Origin of the sequence: Olivibacter sp. XZL3, assembly GCF_004368405.1 — a bacterium.
Classification (GTDB): Bacteria; Bacteroidota; Bacteroidia; order Sphingobacteriales; family Sphingobacteriaceae; genus Olivibacter.
Genome location: NZ_SBJH01000010.1, coordinates 213,084 through 235,863, shown reverse-complemented (window position 1 = coordinate 235,863; position 22,780 = coordinate 213,084). Strand labels below are relative to the sequence as shown.

Annotated in this window: 18 protein-coding genes; 3 read left to right on the top strand and 15 right to left on the bottom strand. The window is 43.2% G+C overall.

The features are described from left to right. Nucleotides 1-93: 93 nt before the first annotated feature. The 11 genes from panD to EPX21_RS04660 form a co-directional block, all read right to left on the bottom strand. Nucleotides 94-462 carry an aspartate 1-decarboxylase gene (gene panD / locus EPX21_RS04710; protein ID WP_134088515.1) on the bottom strand — a complete coding sequence of 123 codons (369 nt, stop codon included), beginning with the start codon at nucleotides 460-462 and terminating at the stop codon, nucleotides 94-96. Nucleotides 463-466: 4 nt separating this feature from the next. Further along, nucleotides 467-1,531, bottom strand: coding sequence for a DUF6695 family protein (locus tag EPX21_RS04705; RefSeq protein ID WP_134088514.1), 1,065 nt, complete (start codon nucleotides 1,529-1,531; stop codon nucleotides 467-469). Between the two features lie 241 nt (nucleotides 1,532-1,772). Next, nucleotides 1,773-2,690 carry an AraC family transcriptional regulator gene (locus EPX21_RS04700; RefSeq protein WP_134088513.1) on the bottom strand — a complete coding sequence of 306 codons (918 nt, stop codon included), beginning with the start codon at nucleotides 2,688-2,690 and terminating at the stop codon, nucleotides 1,773-1,775. A 72-nt stretch (nucleotides 2,691-2,762) separates the two neighbouring features. Next, entirely contained in the window at nucleotides 2,763-3,521 is a 759-nt protein-coding gene (locus EPX21_RS04695; protein WP_134088512.1) for an SDR family NAD(P)-dependent oxidoreductase, read from the bottom strand. 193 nt (nucleotides 3,522-3,714) lie between these two features. Next, the gene (locus tag EPX21_RS04690; protein ID WP_134088511.1) at nucleotides 3,715-4,437 is read right to left on the bottom strand and encodes a DUF1080 domain-containing protein; all 723 of its coding nucleotides are present in this window, start codon (nucleotides 4,435-4,437) and stop codon (nucleotides 3,715-3,717) included. A 100-nt stretch (nucleotides 4,438-4,537) separates the two neighbouring features. After that, the gene (locus EPX21_RS04685) at nucleotides 4,538-5,905 is read right to left on the bottom strand and encodes a Gfo/Idh/MocA family protein (protein WP_134088510.1); all 1,368 of its coding nucleotides are present in this window, start codon (nucleotides 5,903-5,905) and stop codon (nucleotides 4,538-4,540) included. Nucleotides 5,906-5,927: 22 nt separating this feature from the next. Then, nucleotides 5,928-6,653 carry a DUF1080 domain-containing protein gene (locus EPX21_RS04680; RefSeq protein ID WP_134088509.1) on the bottom strand — a complete coding sequence of 242 codons (726 nt, stop codon included), beginning with the start codon at nucleotides 6,651-6,653 and terminating at the stop codon, nucleotides 5,928-5,930. A 10-nt stretch (nucleotides 6,654-6,663) separates the two neighbouring features. Further along, nucleotides 6,664-8,232: a RagB/SusD family nutrient uptake outer membrane protein gene (locus EPX21_RS04675; protein ID WP_134088508.1), complete on the bottom strand. Its 1,569-nt coding sequence runs from the start codon at nucleotides 8,230-8,232 to the stop codon at nucleotides 6,664-6,666. 28 nt (nucleotides 8,233-8,260) lie between these two features. Next, nucleotides 8,261-11,674: a TonB-dependent receptor gene (locus EPX21_RS04670; protein ID WP_134088507.1), complete on the bottom strand. Its 3,414-nt coding sequence runs from the start codon at nucleotides 11,672-11,674 to the stop codon at nucleotides 8,261-8,263. A gap of 291 nt (nucleotides 11,675-11,965) precedes the next feature. Beyond that, nucleotides 11,966-13,111, bottom strand: coding sequence for a FecR family protein (locus EPX21_RS04665; protein ID WP_134088506.1), 1,146 nt, complete (start codon nucleotides 13,109-13,111; stop codon nucleotides 11,966-11,968). Nucleotides 13,112-13,198: 87 nt separating this feature from the next. Then, a complete protein-coding gene (locus tag EPX21_RS04660; protein WP_134088505.1) occupies nucleotides 13,199-13,783 on the bottom strand; it encodes an RNA polymerase sigma factor in 585 nt (194 codons plus the stop codon). 1,072 nt (nucleotides 13,784-14,855) lie between these two features. Between EPX21_RS04660 and EPX21_RS23200 the strand changes: the two genes are divergently transcribed. Further along, nucleotides 14,856-14,978: a hypothetical protein gene (locus EPX21_RS23200; RefSeq protein WP_255502003.1), complete on the top strand. Its 123-nt coding sequence runs from the start codon at nucleotides 14,856-14,858 to the stop codon at nucleotides 14,976-14,978. A 686-nt stretch (nucleotides 14,979-15,664) separates the two neighbouring features. On the opposite strand, the gene EPX21_RS04655 is transcribed toward EPX21_RS23200, so the two are convergent. Beyond that, a complete protein-coding gene (locus EPX21_RS04655; protein WP_134088504.1) occupies nucleotides 15,665-15,916 on the bottom strand; it encodes a hypothetical protein in 252 nt (83 codons plus the stop codon). 70 nt (nucleotides 15,917-15,986) lie between these two features. Further along, nucleotides 15,987-17,126, bottom strand: coding sequence for an acyltransferase (locus EPX21_RS04650; RefSeq protein WP_134088503.1), 1,140 nt, complete (start codon nucleotides 17,124-17,126; stop codon nucleotides 15,987-15,989). A gap of 172 nt (nucleotides 17,127-17,298) precedes the next feature. Between EPX21_RS04650 and EPX21_RS04645 the strand changes: the two genes are divergently transcribed. Then, nucleotides 17,299-17,691 (top strand): (deoxy)nucleoside triphosphate pyrophosphohydrolase, encoded by a 393-nt coding sequence (locus EPX21_RS04645; protein ID WP_134088502.1) that lies wholly within the window; start codon nucleotides 17,299-17,301, stop codon nucleotides 17,689-17,691. A gap of 613 nt (nucleotides 17,692-18,304) precedes the next feature. Here EPX21_RS04645 and EPX21_RS04635 read toward each other — a convergent pair. Both EPX21_RS04635 and EPX21_RS04630 read right to left on the bottom strand, forming a co-directional pair. Further along, nucleotides 18,305-20,797: a glutaminase family protein gene (locus tag EPX21_RS04635; RefSeq protein ID WP_134088500.1), complete on the bottom strand. Its 2,493-nt coding sequence runs from the start codon at nucleotides 20,795-20,797 to the stop codon at nucleotides 18,305-18,307. A 377-nt stretch (nucleotides 20,798-21,174) separates the two neighbouring features. Next, nucleotides 21,175-21,693 carry a DUF6624 domain-containing protein gene (locus EPX21_RS04630; protein ID WP_134088499.1) on the bottom strand — a complete coding sequence of 173 codons (519 nt, stop codon included), beginning with the start codon at nucleotides 21,691-21,693 and terminating at the stop codon, nucleotides 21,175-21,177. Between the two features lie 160 nt (nucleotides 21,694-21,853). On the opposite strand from EPX21_RS04630, the gene EPX21_RS04625 reads away from it, so the two are divergent. Beyond that, nucleotides 21,854-22,735 carry an AraC family transcriptional regulator gene (locus EPX21_RS04625; RefSeq protein ID WP_134088498.1) on the top strand — a complete coding sequence of 294 codons (882 nt, stop codon included), beginning with the start codon at nucleotides 21,854-21,856 and terminating at the stop codon, nucleotides 22,733-22,735. Nucleotides 22,736-22,780 lie beyond the last annotated feature (45 nt).

Below are 22,780 nucleotides of genomic sequence, written 5' to 3'. Positions count from 1 at the left end.
CTCCTCTTTCACAATTTTGCACTCATTAAGCTGACCCATGGCTTTACAACTAGCGAAGTTATGAGGATCCGGGCACGTGGTTTATGTTCCAGTTTAGTAATTATACTGTTCGACAGATTTCAGCCGATTATTTTCTTCTGTGAACACCAACGTCGGCCGATAGTCATCAGCCTCTTCCGGGCTCAAGCGCACGAAAGACAAAATATGAATCGTGTCACCAACATTGGCATGTAATGCCGCACCTCCATTCAAACACACTTCACCACCGCCGCGTTCGCCAGGCAGTACATAGGTCATAATTCTACTGCCATTTACGGCATTATTGACATACACTTGCTCATATTTTTTTATCCCAGCAGCGTCTAACAAATCTGCGTCAATTGTGATGGAACCATTATAAGCTACGTTAGCTTCGGTTACGGTTACGGTATGAATTTTTGATTTCAAAAGGGTTAATTCCATATTATTAGTTGTGTTGCGCCAGGATTGTCTTATTGTTATTATTGATTTTGTTTTGGCTAACTTTTTTAAAGGTATAGTTCTTTTCACGCTGCCGTATTACGAAAAAATTCCCGCTGAACTGCATCGTAAAGGAATAGGGAAGCTTAATATCGAAATTATCTGTACAGATTGTTTGCATGCTATATATAATTTGTCCATCAGCACCGTAGCAAACAACACAGTAGGCTTCTGTTTGTTCAATGAGCAGCAGCCAAACTCCTTCGCCTATTCCGCCTAACCATTGTGCTTCGGCTGGCAAAAAGCTGGGACGTTTCGGTTCTGTTATAAAGCCAGGGCAATCATCGCGACCCAATAGTTGCGCCTTTTTGGAATATAGGTTCTCGGTTATTAAACTCCACTGAAACCTTAAAGAAGCCCGGCGGGCCATCCTGAACCAGGATAATTTCCCGTCTTGATAACAACCGATATTACCGTCATCAGAGGCATTTACCACATTGCTCGTGGGACTAGCTTTTAAACATTCAGGATAGAAGATTCTCCGAATTCGTTTATCTGATGCCCGCATCCCGGATGCAAGTATTTGCGCAACATACCGGGAGCAGCTGTTATTATTGGCGGCGAGCGCACCGTATAATATAGGACCTTTTTCAACTAGACTCGCCGCATAGGTCATCGCTTTTTTAAAACTGATACGCTGACAGACCACAAAGAGTAATCGCCCTCCGCCATGTGTTGCTTTTTGCTTTCCTGTAAGCTCCTCCAGGATCTCTTTCAAATTCACGATCTCAAAGGTTGATCCGAAAACCGCTCGCGTATTCATCTCCAAGCGTGGATCAAAATCTTTGGAGCGGGCTCGCCCGTACCCCCTGGGAGCAATATAGCGTCCAAAATCGAAGTATCGCACATAGCCACTCTTCTTTTCAACAAGTAGGATAGCTGCGTGCCCTACTTTAAAATTTAAGTTCTTGACAATTCCACATTTCTTTAGAAAAGCCATCCAAGATTCATCACCATAAGCCGTTTTTTCAGGCCAAGCGATAGGAATCGCAATATCGTCAAAAGGCTCCATAAAGCAGTTTTAGCGTATTATATTAGATTAATCGATAGCAAAACGCTGTGATCCCGCTAACACATCATGATAATGCTGTTTTAATCTCTTAGGTAAAGTATAACGTTATAACGTGGCATTAATTTAAAAATTGCGACAGCAGATGTAACAGTTTTGCAGCAGAATAGGCAAAAAGGTGGGTACAATGGCGAATCAAATAATGCGCTCAACTAGTTCGCTTAATATAAGAGGAAGCATGCTGCTAGTTAAATTGCTCCCGAAATTCGCGCGGGCTCATGGCGGTTTTGCTTTTGAATAATTTGCTGAAACTTTGCGAATGTTCGAAGCCTAGTTCGTAGGCGATTTGGCTAACAGTGAGCCCGGTGGTGGAAAGTTTTTCTTTGGCTTTGTCAATCAGCTTCTGATGGATATATTGTTTGGCATTTTGCCCAATGAGCGACCGCAGCACATCGCTGAGATAACCCGTGGAAATATGTAGCTGTTCCGACAGATATTGCACCGTAGGCAAACCTTTATAAAGCGATTGTTGATTGCTCAGGTAATCATCCAGAATGGTTTCGATTTTTTGCAACAAATCATTATTGATGGCTTTTCGGGTTATGAATTGTCGCTTGTAGAAGCGGTTGGCATAGTTTAGTAATAATTCAATCTGTGCAATGATTACATCCTGACTGAACTCGTCTACCCGGCTGTTGAGCTCTTGCTCGATGATGTGATAAACGGACAAAATAATTTCCTTCTCCTGATCAGACAAATGCAGGGCTTCGTTTACCGCATACGAAAAGAAATTATACTGTTTAATGTTTTTTGCCAAAGGGTAACCCAGCAAAAAATCGGGATGGATGAGCAACACATAAGATGATGCGTCATTGGTTTGATACGACGTGCCGACCAACTGATTGGGCGCCATAAACATCATACTCCCCTCTTCGAAATCGTAATAATGCTGCCCGTATTTCAATCTGCCACCGTTCTGTGTGATGAAGGTGATTTTGTAAAAATCCAACACATCATAACTTGGCACCTTATCAACATTGAAAGGATTATTCCCATTGCATAACGTAAGACTTACCAGCGGATGTTGTGGCTTGGGCAAACCAAAGGCTTGATGTATGGCGGAAATGGAACGGAACCGGAGCAGCCTTTCTTCTTTTTTCATGCTATAAATTTAAATATAAATAAACAAAACTTGTGGCAATCTATTACCACAGGTTTTGTTGCAGAGGATAGGCTACCAAGGGTAAACTTCTTGATTAGGACCTGTAAACAATGCGGTTGGACCGCCTTCTTCCAAAGCGACGCGTATCGGTTCACGGGAGCCTTCTTCTACGGTATCCGTTCCCTGAAAATTGTTCAGCGCCGTAGCCGTAAAACCGGGGCTCACCGCACTTACCTTAATGCTGCTGGCTTCGAGCTCATTGGCAAAAGCCACGGTAACGGCATTGAGGGCGGTTTTGGAGGCGCCGTAAATCAACTCAAAGTGCTTTGCATAGGGGTTTTCCGGGTTTCTGTTTAGGGTTAGTGAGCCAAGGCCGCTCGATACATTGACAATGCGTGCACCGCTTGCTTTGCGCAGTAAGGGCAGAAAAGCCTGTGTTACCTCCACGACGCCAAATACGTTCGTTTCCCAAACCGTACGCATTTCGTCCACCGAGCAAACGCTTGGCCGATTGGCTTCGAGGATTTCCTCCAATGTTCTCCCTGGCGCCCCGGCGTGTGAAATGGCCGCGTTGTTTACCAACAGATCGAGCCGGTTAAAGTCCTGCTTCACTTTGCTTACCGCATTTTCGATGGACTTTTTATCCGTAACGTCTAACTGAATAGGCTGTGCTTTGCCGCCGATTTTTTCGGCAGCCGCCACGCCGTTCTGAAAATTGCGGGATCCTACATATACGGTATACCCGTGGTCGGCAAGGGCTTTGGCAATCTGAAATCCCACACCTTGATTGGCTCCCGTAACCAGGGCTATCTTGCTTTGTTGTGCTTCCATCGTTTTAATGCTTTTTAAATTGTTTCAACAAAGTTCGACATAGTCACGACCCTCTTTGTAGCCAAATCGGGAACATTTGTAGCCAAAACGACGGTCTATTTTTAAACCAACATGTTCGACAGCGAACCAAATGATGTGGGGTATCGAACAGATTAGGACATGGGGCTTCTTTATAATCGGAGCGGTTTGTTCTTTAGTTCGAATGGCTAGCCGTTGCCAAAGGCTTGATTTTGATGTTCCGAAAATCAACCGGTGTACCCTCATTCTGAAAAAGGAGATGCCCTTTTTCTGTTTTTCCAAAATTTGGAAGATCCTTGTATTTACTCGTTTGAATCAATTGCTGAAATGAAGGGCTGCTCCGATCGTACACGACCGCTTCTTTGCCATTTAACCAATGACTGATGTGATGACCGTTAACAATAATCTTTCCTGTATTCCATTCGCCAAGTGCTTTCACTTCTTTTTCTGGATCAGCAGGAATGAGATCATAAAGTGAGGCTACCGACCGTAATTCGCCCCGCTCGGGATAATGGTAATTTAGGTCGTCCAGAATCTGATATTCCAATCCGAGATAAGCGCCTTTTTGACCAGTAAATGTGTTAGTAACCAAATATTTAACACCGCTGTTGGTGTTTTTTGCTGCTCTAAATTCAAAAGTCAGTTCAAAATTATCAAAAGTGGCGATGGTGATAATATCCATTTGTTTTCCATGCGGGATGGGCGTTGCCATCAGTAGGCCATCTTTCACAGCCCAACCTCCGTCGGCTAGTTTTTGCAAACCGGCAAAGCTTTTTCCATCGAAAATCAATTGCCATCCATCCGCTTTTTCTTCCGCCGTTAATTTGTTTTGTGTTTGGGCCTCTACTTCATACATGGATAGTAAGAAAAGTAAGACCATTATTTTCAGCCTATTCATTTGCGTTGATTTAATATTTTGACAAATAAATCAAATGGTATGGAGACTGCAGAGATGATCATCGCCCTAAACGCTGAACATCCCTGCAGTCTTTTTTCCGTTAAATTTTAGGTTCCCACCCTGGTTCATAGCTACGGCTCCACAGTTTTTCTGCTTCCGCATCGCCCATGATATGACCATTTTTAGGATCAATCTTTAAATCGCGCCCCACTCGCCAGGATATGTTTCCTAAGAGCATGGCCACCGTACTTTTATACCCCAGTTCAATGTCGCAATTAGGCCGTCTGTTATTTTTAATGGCATCCAAAAAGTCTGCCGCATGCAAGCTGTCCATCCCTAAACTGGGGCTTGCCGTATTTCTACCGGCTAAACCTTCGGTGGCGGAAGCTGATTTTTCTTCTTTGATGAGTTTACCTTGTAAATCATATAGCTTGTAGGCATCTTCTCCCGTGTCCAAACTTCCCTTTTCGCCATAGAAAATGACTCCCCGTTCTAAACCTTCTACTTGTCGCCCGTTACAGCTTCTGTTTTCCCATACTAATGTAGCCGTTGGGTATTCTACGGTTACGACCTGCGTGTCGGGTGTTTCCCAGTCATCCTTAAATTGGTAGCGTCCTCCGGTAGAGCTTACCCGTGTCGGAAAATCTACGCCTAGGCCCCAACGGGCAACATCGACCTCGTGGGTACCGTTATTCAAGGCTTCGCCCGTTCCCCAATGCCAGAACCAGTGCCAGTCGTAATGGATTAAGCCCTCCTGATAAGGCATCCGCGGTGCAGGACCTTGCCACAGATCATAGTCGAGCCATGAAGGAACAGCGCCGGGTTTCAAATAAGTTTCCTTACGGGTGTTGGTATACCAAGTTTTAGCCATATAGACCTTACCAATGATTCCATCGTGCAAGAGTTCAATACCTTTGGTGAGTGTGGGCGCAGAACGACGTTGTGCACCCATTTGCACGACACGATTATACTTCTGGGCCGCTGCTACCGCCATTTCTCCCTCTGCTGGATTATGTGCCATTGGTTTTTCAACGTACACATGCTTGCCTGCCTGACAAGCCATGATGGTTAATGGCGCATGCCAATGATCGGGTGTTGCTGTATAGATGGCATCAATGCTTTTGTCTTCCAACACTTTTCGTAGATCTTTCTCGGAACGCGGTGTATTGCTTTGTCCGGCATCTGTAACGCGTTTCATAGCCTTTGGAATGGCTCTTTCATCTACATCACAAATACAGGCTACCGCTGCATTTTTTTGCCTGGCAAAGGTGCCACTCATGCTACTGCCGCGACTGTTTACGCCTATCATGGCAAGCTGAACGCGCTCATTTGCACCCACGATGTTTCGGTAACTTTTGGCACTAAAGGCCATTGCCGGATGATAATTGAATACGCTGGTGCCCACGGTTAAGGCAGCAGTGCCTATTCCCATTTGTTTTATAAACTCTCTTCTTGATTTAGCACTCATAATGTCTTTTTTTTATAGAATTTTACAAAGCTTTTATTTTCACGTTTTTAAAATAGACGATGTCGCCATGGTCCTGCAACAAAATATGGCCTTTACTGACTGAACCAAAAGCGGGTTTTGCTTCTTTAAATTTGCTCAGCTGCCGCGCTTTCTCAAAGGCCGCGCTCTTCCGGTCATAACGCAGTACTTCCTGACCGTTCAAATAATGGCTTACTTCACTGCCTTTTGATACCACGCGGGCCTCATTCCATTCGCCTACTTTAACTGGCACTTTTTTCTCGACCGCCAACATATCATACAAGGCGCTGAGCTGGCGATTACCGTCCCGACCAAGTTTAGCATCGGGGTGACGGTCATTGTCAATAAGCTGGTATTCCATACCGAGCCATCCCCCCTCATCATAAGGGGTGAAGAAATATTTGATACCACTATTGGCTCCTTCGGTTAATTTAAACGCTACGCGCAGATCAAAATCACTATATTCGTCCGCACTGATAATATCCAGATGTTGTTTACCTCCGGCTTCCTTTAGCGAGAGTTGGCCGTTTTCAACTTTCCAGCTTGCATCGGGTGATACACCTTTGGTGGACGTCCAGCCTGTCAGATCTTTTCCGTTAAAAAGCAATTGCCAGCCAGCTGCCTTTTCTTTTGCCGTTAAGCTATTATCTTGGGCATAAGCACGCTGACTACTTAAACCGAAAACACTGATTAATAGGAATGAAAGAAAGAAATTTACGCGAATTGTCATGATCTAAAATTTATAATTGTGTATAACCTTTATTTTGGATAATCTGTTGTGCATTGGCTTGCATGACGGTCATAGGGATCGGATAGGCAAGTGCATCATCACTCCAGGTAAAATTACTGAAACCATCTGCTTTCTGCTCGGCGATCATCACATCCTTTGCCCTTCCCGTTCTAACGAGGTCAAACCATCGGTGGTTTTCAAAAGCAAGCTCTACACGGCGCTCCTTTTCGATGGCCAATAGGAAGGCCTCGTCATTCACAAAATCGGCTAATTGGTAGTCGGCTAACAAATTAGCTGGTGCAGGCACAGTTGGATCACCGGGTGTGTTTCTAGCCCGTTCACGGATCTTATTTAGATAGATCAACGCGGTTCCACGGTCGGTCCCGGTACGCACTAAGGCCTCGGCATAAAGCAAATAAATATCGGCTAAACGCAGTTCAATCCAGTTATTCCCGTTGTCGGAACCACTTGTGGCTACGTCATAATATTTACGTACATATTTATCCGGCTCGAAAACACCGGTAGAAGCGTTCACCCAACCATCGCGCATGGATACATATTTTCTCGGATCGCCTATTTCGTAAGCATTGGACATGTCCTGCGTCGGGGCATTTTGCCCGCTTTTATCTCCCACCAGTACCACCTCCTTATCCGAGAAACGGGGAGCAAAATTATTATTCCACGGGCTTCCCGTAGCACCATTTGGCGAGCCTTTCATGTACTGAATTTCAAAGAGTGATTCCACACTATTTTTATTGTTCACATCAAACAGATCTGCATAGTTTGCCACCAACGCGTACTGTCCGTTATTAATCACCTCCTGGAATTTTTCAATAGCTTTTGTGTAGTACTCATTTCCTTTGTTTAGCGGATACCCTGCCATCGTCATATAAACCTTTCCTAACAAAGCGCTGGCGGCCGCTTTGGCAACGCGTCCTTTATCACTACCGCCATAACTTTCCGGCAGGTTGGTTTCAGCGAATTGGAGATCACCGATAATCAATTCATAAATCTCTTCCAATGGTGCGCGGCGTAATTGATAGGATTCTTCAGGCGTCAGTTCTTTATCTACTTTGATGACGCCTAAGAGCTCACCGTTCAGTGCATAACCGCCAAACACCCTATTTAGCCAAAAATAGGTGGATGCTCTTATGAAACTGGCTTCTGCCTTATATTGGCTTCTTAGGTTTTCGTCCGTAAAGGTAGCGCCGTCACTCCGCCCCAAAACCAGGTTACACCTTAAAATGGTATTGTAACTGTCATCCCAGCAGTCCATTAAAAAATTGTTCTCAGGAAGAAGAGGAGAAGCAAACTCGTCTACTCCTTTTTCATTCGCCGGATTACCGGCTAACCAGGAATACGTGGTGTTATCGGAACGAATTTCGCCTAACCGATAGTAAGTACCGTTATATAGTTCACGAAGACTGGCATAGGCCGATAAAGTAGCCTGGTTAATATCCTGTTGAGTTTTATAAAAGTCCGTACTGTTTAGGTTAGAAGGCGGTGTCAGCGCAATAAAATCCTTGCTGCAAGAGGATAGCACCAAAACGCCTAAGCATAATAAAAGAATCTTTTTCATAGCTGTTATATATAGCATAAACAATGAGTTAAAATGTGAGATTAACGCCGAAAATAAAGGAGCGGGCCGTCGGATAACCCAGGTAATCGCCTCCTTTTTGAAGCCCGCTTTCACTGCTGGTTTCCGGATCATAGCCTGAGTAATCGGTAATGGTAAATAAATTACTACCGGTTACATATAGGCGCAATCCTTTAATTTTTAGCTTATCCAGTACGGATTGTCCGAAGTTATAAGAGAAGTTTACATTACGTAAACGAAGGAAGGACGCATTTTGTACCCATGCCGATGAAGGATCGCGTTGCCAACCGGTAGGATTCCGGGTAGCGCGGAAGTGAATGCCGTCGCCCGGTTCTTCCGGCGATCGCCAGCGATCGATCTGTTCGATCATACCATTCCGGTCGCCATGGTAAATGCCCACCATGCGTTTAAAAAAGCTAAACACTTCTGCTCCGTAAGATCCGGTAAACTGCACACTCAAGGAGAAGTTCTTGTAGGAGAAGTTATTGGTAATCCCACCGGTAAAATCGGGCATGTTATTACCTAAAATGGTTTTATCGTTTTGGTCCAATTTACCATCGCCATTGATATCAGCATAACGGCCATCACCTACTTTATCTGCAGCTAAATGGGGGTAGCGGTCCAATTCTTCCTGCGACATAAAAACGCCCTCTTGTTTGTAGCCGTAAAAGCTTGCGATAGGCAACCCAATGGTGGTGATGAACGCATTATTGGCATTTGGAGCACTTCCATAGATAGGCCGTTGATCTGGGCCCACTTCCAGCACCTTATTTTTGTTGAAGGAGATGTTAAAATTGGTACTCCACTGAAATGCATTGATAAAGTTTCTGGTAGTGACCGAGAACTCCATCCCTCGGTTCTGCACTTTACCAATATTCTGAAACTGAGACATATAACCGGTAATAGTAGGCACCGGCACATTCAGCAATAAATCAAGGGATTGACTATCATAGAAATCGCCCTCTATCCGTACCCGATCATTGGCCAAACCAAATTCGAAACCCAAATTATATTGCCGGGTTTTTTCCCAACCTAAATTCGTATTGGCCATGGATTCTTCATCTACATCTACGGTGTTTTGCAAGGTACCTCCTGTTGGATAGTAGCCCGGGTTCAATAAACCGATGGAAGCGTAATCCCCAATCCGGTTATTGCCGGAAATACCAAATCCGGCCCTGATTTTTAAATCGCTGATCTGATTGACATTTTTCATGAAGGCTTCTTCCGAAATTCTCCATCCTACCGAAACGGAAGGAAAGGTACCCCACTTTCGGTTTTGGCCAAAGCGCGAAGAGCCGTCACTCCGTAAAGTAGCGGTAAAAAGGTAACGGTCGTCGTACGAGTAATTAACCCTACTTAAATAAGAAATCATGGAGTACGCCGATTCGGTGCTCGAAAGCGCATACATATTGCCGGCATTTAAGGTTTCAATATTATCGTTCGCAAAACCCCGGGCTTCGCCGTTCATATAATGTTCGGTATGCTTTTGGGTTGTATAACCAATTAAGGCAGAAAACTGGTGCTTAGCCCCAAAACGTTTGGTGTAATTTAAAGTGTTTTCAATCACCCAATCATAATCCGTATACCGCGTATCCACGCCTCTCGCCGGACGAGGAGCCTTCGAGGCGTCCAAATCCACCGTTGAAGGTTCGAACCGCTTTAAATGATCGTCCTCAATGCCGCCGTTGATACTTAAACGATAGCTCAGGTCTTCGAATATCTGCCAATCGCCCGAAAGTGTTCCTAACCAACCATAACGTCGTCTGTTGATGTTTACCAAGTCTGCCACACCGATCGGACTGGCTACATCGCCTACCAGGATTTCAGGATTTCGAACCATTGATCCATAGGTGCCATCGGCGTTTCTAACGGGATAAATAGGCGGTAATTGCAGCGCATACATAACGGCTGAATATTTACCCTGATCTTGTTCGCGACCACGGGCTGAATAAGCCATGAGATTAGCACCCAGATTGATGGTTTTACTTATTTTGGAATTTACACTCGAACGGAAATTGAAGCGATCATAATTGGTATTGATCACAATCCCATCCTGTTTCATATAACTTCCCGAAAAGTTGTACTGCGTGTTTTCGGATCCACCATTAACGGAAAGTTCACTTTGCTGTGTTAAGGCGTTCCGGTATAATAAATCTTGCCAGTTATTATCGGGCATGGTGGCAACCGATGCGGGATCTAAAAAGTTATAGAGATAACCGCCTGTACCGTCTGGAATGATGTACTGACCGGTCGCTCCGGGATAGAGATTTCTCCGTGAGTTGGGATCGTTGATCGTATGCGGCGATTGATCCGGATCATTCGGGATAATGGCCGCATCTAACCAAGCTTGATTTCTGCCATCAACAAACCAATCGACATATTGATCGCGGTTCATCATTTTGATCTCTTTTCCGCGTTGCTGAAAACCAACAAACGAATTGACATTAATGACAGGAGGTCCTTTTTTACCTTTTTTAGTGGTGATTACGACGACTCCATTTGCGCCTCTCGAACCGTAGATAGCTGTTGACGAGGCATCTTTTAGCACCTGTATACTTTCAACATCAGACGGATTGATGAGGCGGAATGCATTTCCTTCCATGGGATAGCCGTCTACCACATACAGGGGATCGCTTGATTGGGTGATGGAGCCGGTACCTCTTATCCGGATGGATAACCCTTCCCCTCCGGGCGCACCATTGGTTTGCTGTACCTGAACACCGGCCATTTGGCCGGCTATGGCTTCACCGAAGTTTTGAACAGGACGATTTTGGATGTTTTCTGCCGATACGGAAGCAACGGCTGTTGTAACGTCGGCTCGCCTTTGGGTTCCATAACCAATAACGACGACTTCATCCAGCGCAGAGGATTCTTCCGTTAGCGTTACATTGACCACGGTATTGGTACCTACATTGATTTCCTGCAGTGAATAGCCTAAAATGCTAAATACTAAGGTTGCATCAGCTCCCGGCACCTGCAATGTATATAAACCCTCTGCATTGCTGGTGGTGCCTGCTGTTGTGCCCTTGATTTTAACACTTACGCCAGGTACAGGTAAACCTTGCGCGTCGACTATTTTTCCTTTCACTTCCCGCTGTTGTGAAGGCGCACTAGCCTGAAAGGAATCACTTTTCCTTTTGATCATTACATTGTGCCCCGTAATCTTATAGGTAAAAGGTTGATTTCTGAGACATTCACGCATGACTTCTTCTACCGTGGCATGTTGCGCATTTACGCTCACCTTTAAGCTTTTGATTTCTTTGCTGTTGTAAACGAAGACATAGTCGCTCTGCTGTTTAATGGACCGAAAAATTTCTTCTAAGGTTGCATTTTGTTTATTTACAGAGATTTTTTGTGCGTATGTTGCTGCATGCAGCTGCATCAAAGCAGTGAACAAAAAGAAAAATGTAAGATTTAAGTGCATTATAATTTCCCTTTTACTATTGGCTGTTCGGTATTGAACTGGGCTTGATTTTCCAAAAAAATTGGATAATGGCCTACCCCAGGCCATTGTCTTAGGTCTAATTTTCATTATTTTTGTAGAGCTTGAGTTAATAAAGGTTTTAACAAATTGGCGTTCCGGATTTTATCCGGGAAGAGTTAACTCAATGTATTCCGTTTCCTAATGGCGTTAGGAAACGGTTTTTTGTTAACCCCATGCTTACTTAAGTGCTGTTCGTTTTTGATTTTCTCATAATTTATTGATTTAAGTTTATTATTGGATAATAATGATTTTCTTGGCGTTCCCGGCTGCTAAAACTTTATACTTGACATCGAAATAGCTTAAAATATCCAAAGCCTCTATGGCATTGGCATTTCTATGCACCTCTCCCCAAAGCTGAATATCAGGCACATCTCCTTCAAAATCAATCGTTATATCATACCAGCGCGCCATCTGCCGTAGCGCTTCCTGAATGCTTGAACCTTGGAACTGAAAAAGGCCGCTTTTCCAGGCGACTGCATTTTCGGCATTTATCTGATCGACCTTTAATTTCCCACTTTTCTTTAAGGCGGATTGCTCTCCCGGTTTAAGAAGTATGGTCTGCTTGGTCTGAAGTGCTGAAACTTTAACGCTTCCTTCTAATAAAGTTGTCTTAATGTCGGGTTCGTCTTCATAGCTATTGATATTAAAATGGGTGCCGAGTACCACCAGTTCCTGCCGATCAGTCAGCACCTTAAAGGGCTGTTTTTCATTTTTGGCTACTTCAAAGTAAGCCTCCCCTTTTAATAGAACCTTCCGCTCATTTCCCGTAAATACGGTAGGATAGCTGAGGGAGGAAGCTGCATTTAACCAAACCTTCGTACCATCTGATAAAATGACCTGATATTGCCCCCCTTTTGGTGTACTCAATGTATTTGATTTTGCTTCTTTAATACCCGGATTGATTTGATAAGTAATTAAACCATCTTCATTCTTGGTGATTCTTATTCCTTCTTTGTCCAGTATCTTTTCGTCTATGGTATGATCCAAGGCTATTTCCGATCCATCGGCCAAAGTCAACAGGGCCTTATTGGTGCCGGGTGCAAAATCATTCGGATTGATCTCCGACCTGTCAACGACTTGAACAAGTGGTTGGCTCGTATCTTCTCCTTTGAAAAAATAAAAACCAATGGAAACAAAAACTAAGAATACCGCCGCCGCGACAATTCTGGGCCATATGGTAAAAGCTTTGCTTTTTGATAGTGCAGGTAGGCGCTGATAGATATCCGCTAAATCTACTTGTATCATTTCATCCGTCAGATCGGAAGATGATGAATTAGCTAATTTATCATATAAGGATTCTACCCAAGCTTTTTCAGCATCGGTACACTGACCGTTTCTGTATTTATGAAGTAACTCTTTTATTCTTTCTTTCTCCATAAGCTCGGATAAATAAGGACCGTTAAAAGTAAAGTACGGTAAAGAGCTACTTGGGGGTAGAAAAAAAAATATTTTTTTATTAGTGACTCAAAACAGGCAGTAAAGAAAGAGCAGGACGGCGTATAGATAGGCTTCCAATTTGCTCCTTAAGATCCGTAAAGCATTCTTCACCTGTGTTTTAACCGTTGCTTCTGATAAATGCAATTTGACAGCAATTTCTTTATGTGAAAGATGTGCTTTTCTACTGAGGTTGAACACCAATCGCATTTTTGACGGTAATTTGCCGACTTCATCTTCCACCAACTCCTGAAGCTGTTTTTCAAGGAAACCGTGATTGGCTACATCAGGCACCTCCTTCGTCACGGTTTGGAGCCAGTCGAAATAAACAGCGCTAGTTTTCCTATGTGCCATCAACTTAATCACTTGGTTACGGTTAGCAATGTACAAGTACCCCGCCAGGTTATTGATATACAGCTCGGTTCTTTTATTCCATAGGGCGGTAAAAATGTCTTGCACAATATCTTTTGCATCTTCCCGGTTCCTTAATACATGATAGGCCTGCTTATATAAGCGCTCACCATAGCGCAGGTAAATTTCGGAAAAAGCGGTTGTATCATCCGCTTTTAACAAATGAATTAGTTCACTATCCGTATATAGCTTATAGGATGACATACGCTAGGTGACATTAACTGGATTGAATAGTTTTTTATTGGTTCGTCGACACGAATCTACTAAATCATTTCTATATAAAGAAAAAAAGGCTTTTTAGCGATGATTATTAAAGTAGGCTTGCTTCCACTGCTATACTTTGCTTTTTGAGTAAACGAGAATATACGGTGGGCGCCGAACCTAGCACGCTTAACCTATTTACAGAAGTTTTTCAATCGCAGCGAATCGCTTTCGGAAATATCCGTTAACTCCTTAAAATAATGTTGAATGGCTTTCGTTGGTAAATTATGAGTCATTTCATTATTCTGTTCGTTCATTAGACATGGCAAAATGCTTGAGGAATTTACTGTAAAGATGTAAAATACGAGTAAGTACAGTATAGAAACTGCAAGCAGCACTGTCACCTTGCCGTGGACAGACCAAGTACATAGAAAGGCCGCTGTGAAAAAGGAAAAGCAAATATGGGTTAAATTATGCTGAATAATTTTTAAAGTCTTTTATAATCTATTATTTTTGTATTAATAGGCCCGCCACGCCATCCTTAAGAACAGCGGCCAAGGCATGTTCTCAAAAAAAGATATTTTTACTTTAAGTTTATTATGCAGTTTAACTTGCTACTCTATCTTTTTCTAGCTGTATTAAGCCTAAGCTGGGCACCACTAGTCTATGGTCAAAAACCTTCAAGAACTGACGATTACATTGTAACCTCACAGGGAGACACTTTAAAAGGGCGAGTTAAATCCGAGAAGGAACGACGCATCCGGTTCCAACAAACAGGTGATACATCGTTTAAAACTTATACTGTACACGACCTTAAATGCTACTATGTAAATAAAAGACAAGCAGCAAACATTCCTGTAATCATAAAAACAGGGGACCAACCTACTTTCCTCCGGTTAAAAGAACGAGGACGAATAGACTTATTTGTCTATGAGCAAAATTCCGGAGACGCAATGTTTCTTACAGGCGGATTCGGCCCTACTAGAATGGTTGGTGGTTATGGTGGAAAATCAAATCTTTTATATGTACGGAAAGATGGTGGCCCGTTGATCAGAATTAAAAAAAACGTTCGACATTGATTAGCCTGATGCCTGAAGCCACTGATTTAATAGCCCGTATCAATAACGACGGCTCTTTTAATGAAGAAACCATCACCAAGTATGTACACTTATATAACCAATATAGTCAAGAGAGATAAAAGTTCGGTTTACGGCCCGGCGGTGAAAACATTCACTTCCTAAAACGTCCAACACACTTCATTAAGGAATTAACGCCACTATATCTAGAAGATATTGAGTAAACCACTCCGGTAGTTCGTGACGTGGTGCAGCAAATTCTACTCGCTGATCAACACTTCTGAATAAAATCTTATTATTAATTTGAGAGGTATCAACAATTGTCATATCATCAACCAGCTTGTGGTAAGTGTTTAATTTTTCCAGGTTTCCAAAGAAATTATTACGCAGTGTATCAGGATCAACATAATGCCCGCCTTCCGTCACCTTTCCGTAACCCTAAATTGCGAAAGTTCTGGATTATCCAAGTCAAAAAAGAGAAGATGTATTTTGTATCCAGCTGCTTTAAAATGTTTAGGTTTATTCCAAGTTTCGTTATTGGTAAAATGCCTTCGTAAACAAAATGATAATTATTGGCCAATGCTGCCGAAGTTTGGTGTTCAAATAGATCTACAACATAGTCTAACGCCTCATGTCGCGCATATTTAGTAGATTTTACAATAGCAGGATTAACTCTTTTAATCTTTTGGTGTAGAGCAAGTCCCCATCAAAAACAGGATAATCTTATGGATAGCTACGGGAAGATATTCAGGCCCTACTGTAGATTTTCCCGCTCCATTTGAGCCAGTGATAATGTACAGACTCGGCACTAAAACAAGTCTAATTCGTTACGGATGGCTTGTTCTTGTAGCTTTGTCAGCTCGCGAACGACCGTAGAAGACTTTAAGTCTGGCGAAACCATCACAATTTTAATAGAGTTATCAGGGTATTCCAAATAGCTTTGGTTTTTTGGCAATTTGTTAGACCAAATTAAAAAAGGCTTTCCTTTTTCAAGCTTTTGTCTTCTCAATCTTCTGACAACAGAATTACTTACTGTCTTTAATTCTTCAATCGTTCCCATTTGACTTCATAATTTGCCTAAAACAAACTTAGCACAAGGCCCATTTACAATCCCTGTACCAAAACAATTCCTACCTCTTCATCAAAAAAAGCTTACTCAGCCATTTTCTTAGCGGCTCATCATATAATTTGAGGCAGAGGTAGGCTAACAATATATTTCCGAAAAACAGAACCAAGGTTATTGGCCATGTTTGGGAGAATGTGAGTTCTTCGCTCCATAACCAGGCGTAAAACAAGTACATAAAAGGGTAATGTACCATGTACAGCGGATAAGAGATATCCCCTAAGAATTTGCAGATTTTAGAAGGCTTTTTGTCGGAAGTACTTCCCGAAGCGCCGAGATAGACAAGTATGGGAAAAATAACAATGGTACATAGCGAATCATAGATACCGTTCATCCAGAGAGCTTCCTCTCCGCCAATATGGGGTATAGAAAGCAAAACAACAATGGATAAACTACATATCCAAAAAGCGCCTCTGACCCGAACTGGTTTAAAGGTGCGCGACATTAATATTCCGACCGAAAATGAAAACAACAAACGCAGAAAACCACCGATTAGGTTATGATCTGCCAGTGTCCAGCCTACCCCTAAATGGCCATAATCGGAAAAATTGAATATAGCGAAAGAAGCCAATCCGATTCCTGCTACCAGAACCAACACCATCAGTGCTTTTGTAGACAGTCGACGAATAAACAAAGCATAAAGAATGTTTCCAATGTATTCGAAGAATAGGGACCAACTGGGGCCATTCAGCGGATACATCTCGCCATTTCCGCGGACTTCAGCGCCGGAGCCAGGTGCAGCGGGAATCAAGAAAAGATTGATGAGCAAAGCCACCATCAACATGGATAAGGAAACTTTAGATCCATCCCATTTTTCACAACCTTGTATATAAAAGGTAACGGCACCCAAAACGGCGCCCATAACCACCATGGGATGTAATCGGATTAGTCTGCGTTTAAAAAAGTCTTTGGTCGTCATCGTTTTCCAACGGTCGTCATAAGCGTAGCCTATAACGAAGCCCGAGAGAATAAAGAAGAAATCGACCGCCAAATATCCGTGATTGAATCCTTGGTCTATGGGGCTCGTGGCAAAGCCTTCGAATATATGATACCAAATCACCATCAGAGCCGCCACGCCTCTCAATCCGTCAAGAAGAACATAATGCGGTTTAGTGTCTGCAAACGCAGCAGAAGAGATTTTTTGCATAAAATGTAAATTGTCTTTTTTCTCGGCGCGCAATTTAGGAAATGAAGTAAGAAAAACGGCTACCTAATTTAAATAAATGCATTTATTTAGCTCGCTTCGGAATGAAAGTACGTGCATATCCATGTACACCATGTATTATTTACCCTAATTAGTCTTATATTCGCTCATCGCTATGTTACATGTTACCTGTGCCATCATTATAAAAAACAATCAGGTCTTGATCTGCCAACGTTCAGAAAAGATGCGCCTGCCGCTGAAGTGGGAATTTCCCGGTGGGAAGGTGGAGTCGGGAGAATCTTTAGCACATTGTATTGTGCGGGAAATTAAGGAGGAATTGCTGATTGATATAAGGGTACTGGAAGCCTATACACCCGTGACACATAGCTATCCGGACGGCACCCTCACCTTGTACCCTTTTGTTTGTCTTTTTATAGGAGGTGATCTTCGGCCGACAGAACATGCGCAAGCCATTTGGGTAGCGATTGATGATTTGCTCCAATACGACTGGGCTGATGCGGACATCCCCATTGTAAAGGAGTTATTAGCTAAATACCGTGCTGTTTAGCGTTTGCGGTTAAACATGGTTAAACATGTATTTTTTACCTGTCAGCAATTAACCAATTTGCAAAAATTCTAAACAGATTTAGAACCACGCTGTTAAACCCAGAAAATAACAAAATAACGTCACTCGGAAGTTGTAACGTATAAAAAAACAATGCCGTTTATTACTGCAAAAAGCGGCTGAATTAACACTAATTTTCATTTCTAACCTTCAAAACAGCTAATTATGAACGGTTACCATGAGTATCAGAAATGTATTGAAGCGTGCCTCAGGTGTGCTGCAATCTGTAATCATTGTGCGTCTTCCTGCACCAAGGAAGAGCATATTAAAATGATGGCACGATGTATTGAACTGGACATGCAATGTGCAGCTATCTGTTACGCCGCAGCCCAACTTATGAGCTTGGGCAGCGATAAAGCAAAAGATATATGCCGTATTTGCGCGGATATATGTGAAGAATGCAGCAACGAATGCGCTAAGCACGATACCGAGCACTGCAAAGAATGCGCGGATATGTGTAAACAATGTGCCGCTGAATGCAGGGCGATGTAAGCTTAAAGATAAAAGTAAAGGCACGGAATTAAGCCTTTACTTTTACCCTATTGTTATCACCTTTTTATCGCTTCTCCACTACTTCGAAGGATGATTTGCCGTGGAGCTTATCGGCTAAGAGTTTCATGTAGAAACCACCTACTACGCTGCGCGCTTTGAAATTCTCGCGGATACCGGTATTTGTATCATAAAAGTCGTTCAAGGGAACACGCGATGCAGTCTCAATTGCATGTTGGTAAACGGGTTTCACTAACGCTTCGAATTCCTCCCGACTAGGTGCAAAGCTTGCTGTCCACAAAATCCAGTCGTTCTTTGTATAGGCTTTTCTGCTATCCAATGGGATGCCGAATTTGTTTTGCTTGGTGAGGTAATACTTCGTTTCGGTATCGTATACTTTTTGCGGAAACAGGTCGAGCCCTAATACCTTATCCCAAACCAAATTGTATTTCTGGCTCCAGGTGTTTTTATCGTCGAACGTGAGCGCATAATGGTCGCCGGCATTGGCCATCTCCATCCATTTTGGCACCATATTCTCGGCAATGGCACGGTATTTCTTAGCGGTTTCTGTTTCTCCCAAGATCTCGGCTATTTGTGCGTAGCAGGCAATGCCTACAATGGCTTTTACCGATAAATTGGCGTTGCGGGCGAGGTGACCGGCAAAATCGTCGGTACATAACTGGGTTTTAGGATCAAAGCCTTCTTTCGTGAGGTAATCGACCCATTTGGAAAGGGTTTCCCAGTGCTTTTTAGCATAATTGCCATTGTTCTGTACTTTCGTGATGGCCGCCGTTAAAATGATCATGTTGCCCGACTCTTCTACCGGCATGGGCTCACCATAGGTTTGGCCGTTGGCCAATGGATAGGTACCTAAGTCATGTGCGGCCCATGGATGGGGGTATTTACCGCTTTCGCTGAAGTAGAAAATACCGTTTAACATGCCTTGTAGTAGCTCGGGATTATAGATCAGATATAAGGGCGCTGATGGATACGTTACGTCCACGGTATTAATGAATCCGCCACTGTTATTCTCTTTAGACAGCCATAAGAGTTCGCCTTGCGGACTCTGAACCAAGGTGTGTGCAGCAATGCTTTGACGATAGGCCAGCACGCACAGATGTGCATAGTCTTTACCGCCCGATTTAAGAGCTTCGGCATACACCTCTTTGTCAAATGCGGCACATTTACTCATAACAGATTGGTAATCAGCTGCGGCATCATCGAGTTGCTTCTCGATGGTTTCCTTGCCCGAGTTGTTCCACCAGGGTCTGAGATTGTTTTCAAAATATTGGATCGCATAGATCTCATCATAGCCCAGCTCCATAAAACGCGCTACTTCGGTCTTACCAACCTTACCAAAAGGGATCACGGTATTCAACGATAGTGATTTGCCTTTCGACGTGATAGAAGAGGCAGTGCCTTTTCTGAAGGCGTCAACAGCCGCTGTGGCCGGACTTATAAACTGTTCTACACCATTCTCTTTTGGCGCAGCGACGTAGAAGTATCCCCAGTCGATACGCATGTCATCGGCGGCTTTTTGCAGAATAGGCTGCTCAACGGTACCGGTTTTGAGGATGGATAATTGATCGGTCGTATACTTTTGGGCGGTCACCTCCTGCGAGGGCCGATAGACCGCAATGTTTGACGATGCGCCCAAGAATACTTTCACCGCGTGATCTTTATCATCATTGGCGCTTACACTGTACGTGATGTAAGATACGGGCCGCGACAACAAACTGAGATCGTCCAATAACAGTGGCGAGGTAAAAGTCAGCTTCAAATTTACCTTGCCGGCTTCAAACTTGTATATTGTTTGTGTGGCCGTAACCTCTACCTTTTTTTGCAGGGCCGTTTGAATTTTCGGACCGGTTTCTTTGCGTTTATCTACTAAACCAAAATCCAGGAAGCGGCCTCCGGCGGTATTTGCCAGGTGAATAGCGATCAGGTTTTCGCCTTTCTTCAAATCCGCTTTGTTAATAGGCAAATATTGAAAGTTGTTAGTCCACCCGGTTTTCTCGTACACCTGTTTGCCATTTAAGAACACCTGAACATTATCGTCGTGGTTCAATTTTAATAAAAGCTCGTCGATGTTAGCCGGATTGCTGATCTGGAAAGTACGCCTTACCCAGATATCATTTGATTTCCAAAGGGTCTTTACGTTCTTTTCGTCATCACCAATAGGTGCTGAACCTGATTCCCAGTTGCTTGCAGCATAACCGGGGGAAGTCCACTCGCCTTCCGGCTCGGTTTCCGTATACTGTACGGTATAGGTTTCTTCGTCGGATGTGTTAAGGACGGTTTCGTAGCGAGGTTCTTCTTTGCCCAGAAAACGATAGATCGTACCATCTACGTTGATCAACCCTAACAGGGAATGGTCGGCTTCTGTCCAGTGTTTGGTGGTAGAAGCGTTCAGCTGATCGGTAGTCGACCAGATACTAAAATTCGGATTGTGTGTAATAAGTGGGTAAGCGGGGGCTTTTCTATCCTGCGCTTGGGCTTGGCCTATGGTAAAAAAACAAGCCAGCAAGCCCCAAACCTTCAGTTTTTTGAATTTTTTCATCAGAATAAATTGTTTATTCATACTTTTTTACTTTTAAGGCATTCATGCTGCCTTCGGCGGTTTTAATGGCGATGAAGCTTGCATAAATTATTTTTATCATTTTGTTTATGGCAATGTATGCAGGTTTCATTCGATAATTGGTGTTACAATGAGTTAATATATGCTGCGGGTAAAATTAATGCTCCTAGCTAATCCGATTTAGCATAGTCGTGTCAAGTTTTAGTCGATTTGTCTCATATTCTGCATCCAGCTTTCATATTGAGGCAACATTCGTTTATAGGTTTCGACGTCCCACTCCATATTAAAGCGTTTAAGGTTTTCGCTCATGGAGTTTAGTCCCGCGGCCTTCCGCCGTTGATCCACTTGGTCGGGGGCTATCATAGGAGCGACAAAAGTGTGCCCCTTTCCATCGGATTCGATCTGACTTCCATAGATTTGCTTTCTACCTTGGCTAAAGCGACGCGATCTTCCAGGAGCGCTAAATCACTCATTTGAGCCTTCCCTTCTGTTACTGCCTCGCGCATAAGCGGTAGATAACGCGCTCTGATACTGTTATTGGCATGTTGGATAACCAGAAAAAGTGTTTGGTTACCCCGTTCGCCAATCACTTCCGCGCCCAGCCAGCCCCGTGCATTTAACAGACTGTCTACAAAAAGTAGGTTTAAGGAGTCTTGATACCACATCATCTGGCCGATCTTAATCGTTGTATCTGCTTGCCAGCCAAATTCATCCGCCGTATCGAAAAATCGGGTTCGTATGCCTTGATCGCTATGATAAATTGCCGTTAAGGTATCGGCCAGAGCTGCTTCGTAGTGTTTTGAACGTTCAGCGCAAGAGCCGGTAGTCAGACAGATAATGGTCGTAATAACATAAAAAGTAGGTGACCCTAATAGCATAGCGAGCCGTTTTATGTAGCTAAGTTAACGATTTGTCCCGATTTACACCTTATCTCGAGTTTGAAGGTTACAGCGATGCTGAACCGGCGATTCAGTTTCCTGCCTTAAAACCGTTGCTGTATCGGAACTTTATACTTAATTTAGCAACAAACCTACACTTATGTCTTCTATATTACGCGAGATTACACCGCTTTCACCGAAAGATTGTCTTTATATAGCCGATCGGGTGAAAAGTGAGTTTACTTATCCTATACATAGTCACCAAGAATACGAACTTAACTTTATAGAACGCGCCGCGGGGATTAAACGTATTGTTGGCGACTCCATCGAAATTATAGGGAATTACGATTTGGTTCTTATCACGGGAAAAGACCTGGAACACGCCTGGCTGCAGAATAATTGTGAGCTGACGAATGTACGGGAGATTACGATCCAATTTTCACCAGATCTATTTTTCAGTAACTTTCTTCAGAAAAATCAATTTAACCGTATTAAAGATATGCTCGAAAAAGCGCAGAACGGCATTTCTTTTCCGCTGAAAGCGATTATGAAAGTATACCATTTATTAGATACAATTGCCCATGGCGAACAAGGCTTTTATACGGTAATAAGATTTCTCACCATTCTGCATGAATTATCGGCTTTTACCGACACCGCCAAACGCTTGTCGAGCACTTCCTTTGCGCAGGTAACCATTGATAACAGCAGTCGTAGGATAAAGAAGGTTCAACATTATGTGCATGAAAACTATAAGAAGGATATACGCTTGCATCAAATGGCGGATTTAACTGGGATGTCTCCGGTTGCTTTTAGTCGCTTCTTTAAATTGCGAACAGGGCGCTCACTTACGGATTACATCATTGAAATCCGGTTGGGGCATGCCACCCGGCTATTGATCGAATCCAGAATGACCGTGGCGGAAATTTGCTACGAATGTGGTTTTAATAATGTCTCAAACTTTAACCGACTTTTCAAGAAAAGTAAAAAATATACGCCTTCCGAATTTCGGGATAATTACCTAAAGAAGAAAGTTTTAGTTTAATAACAGGAGGTAATGCAAATCGCCTCCTGTTATTAAAGCTTCACA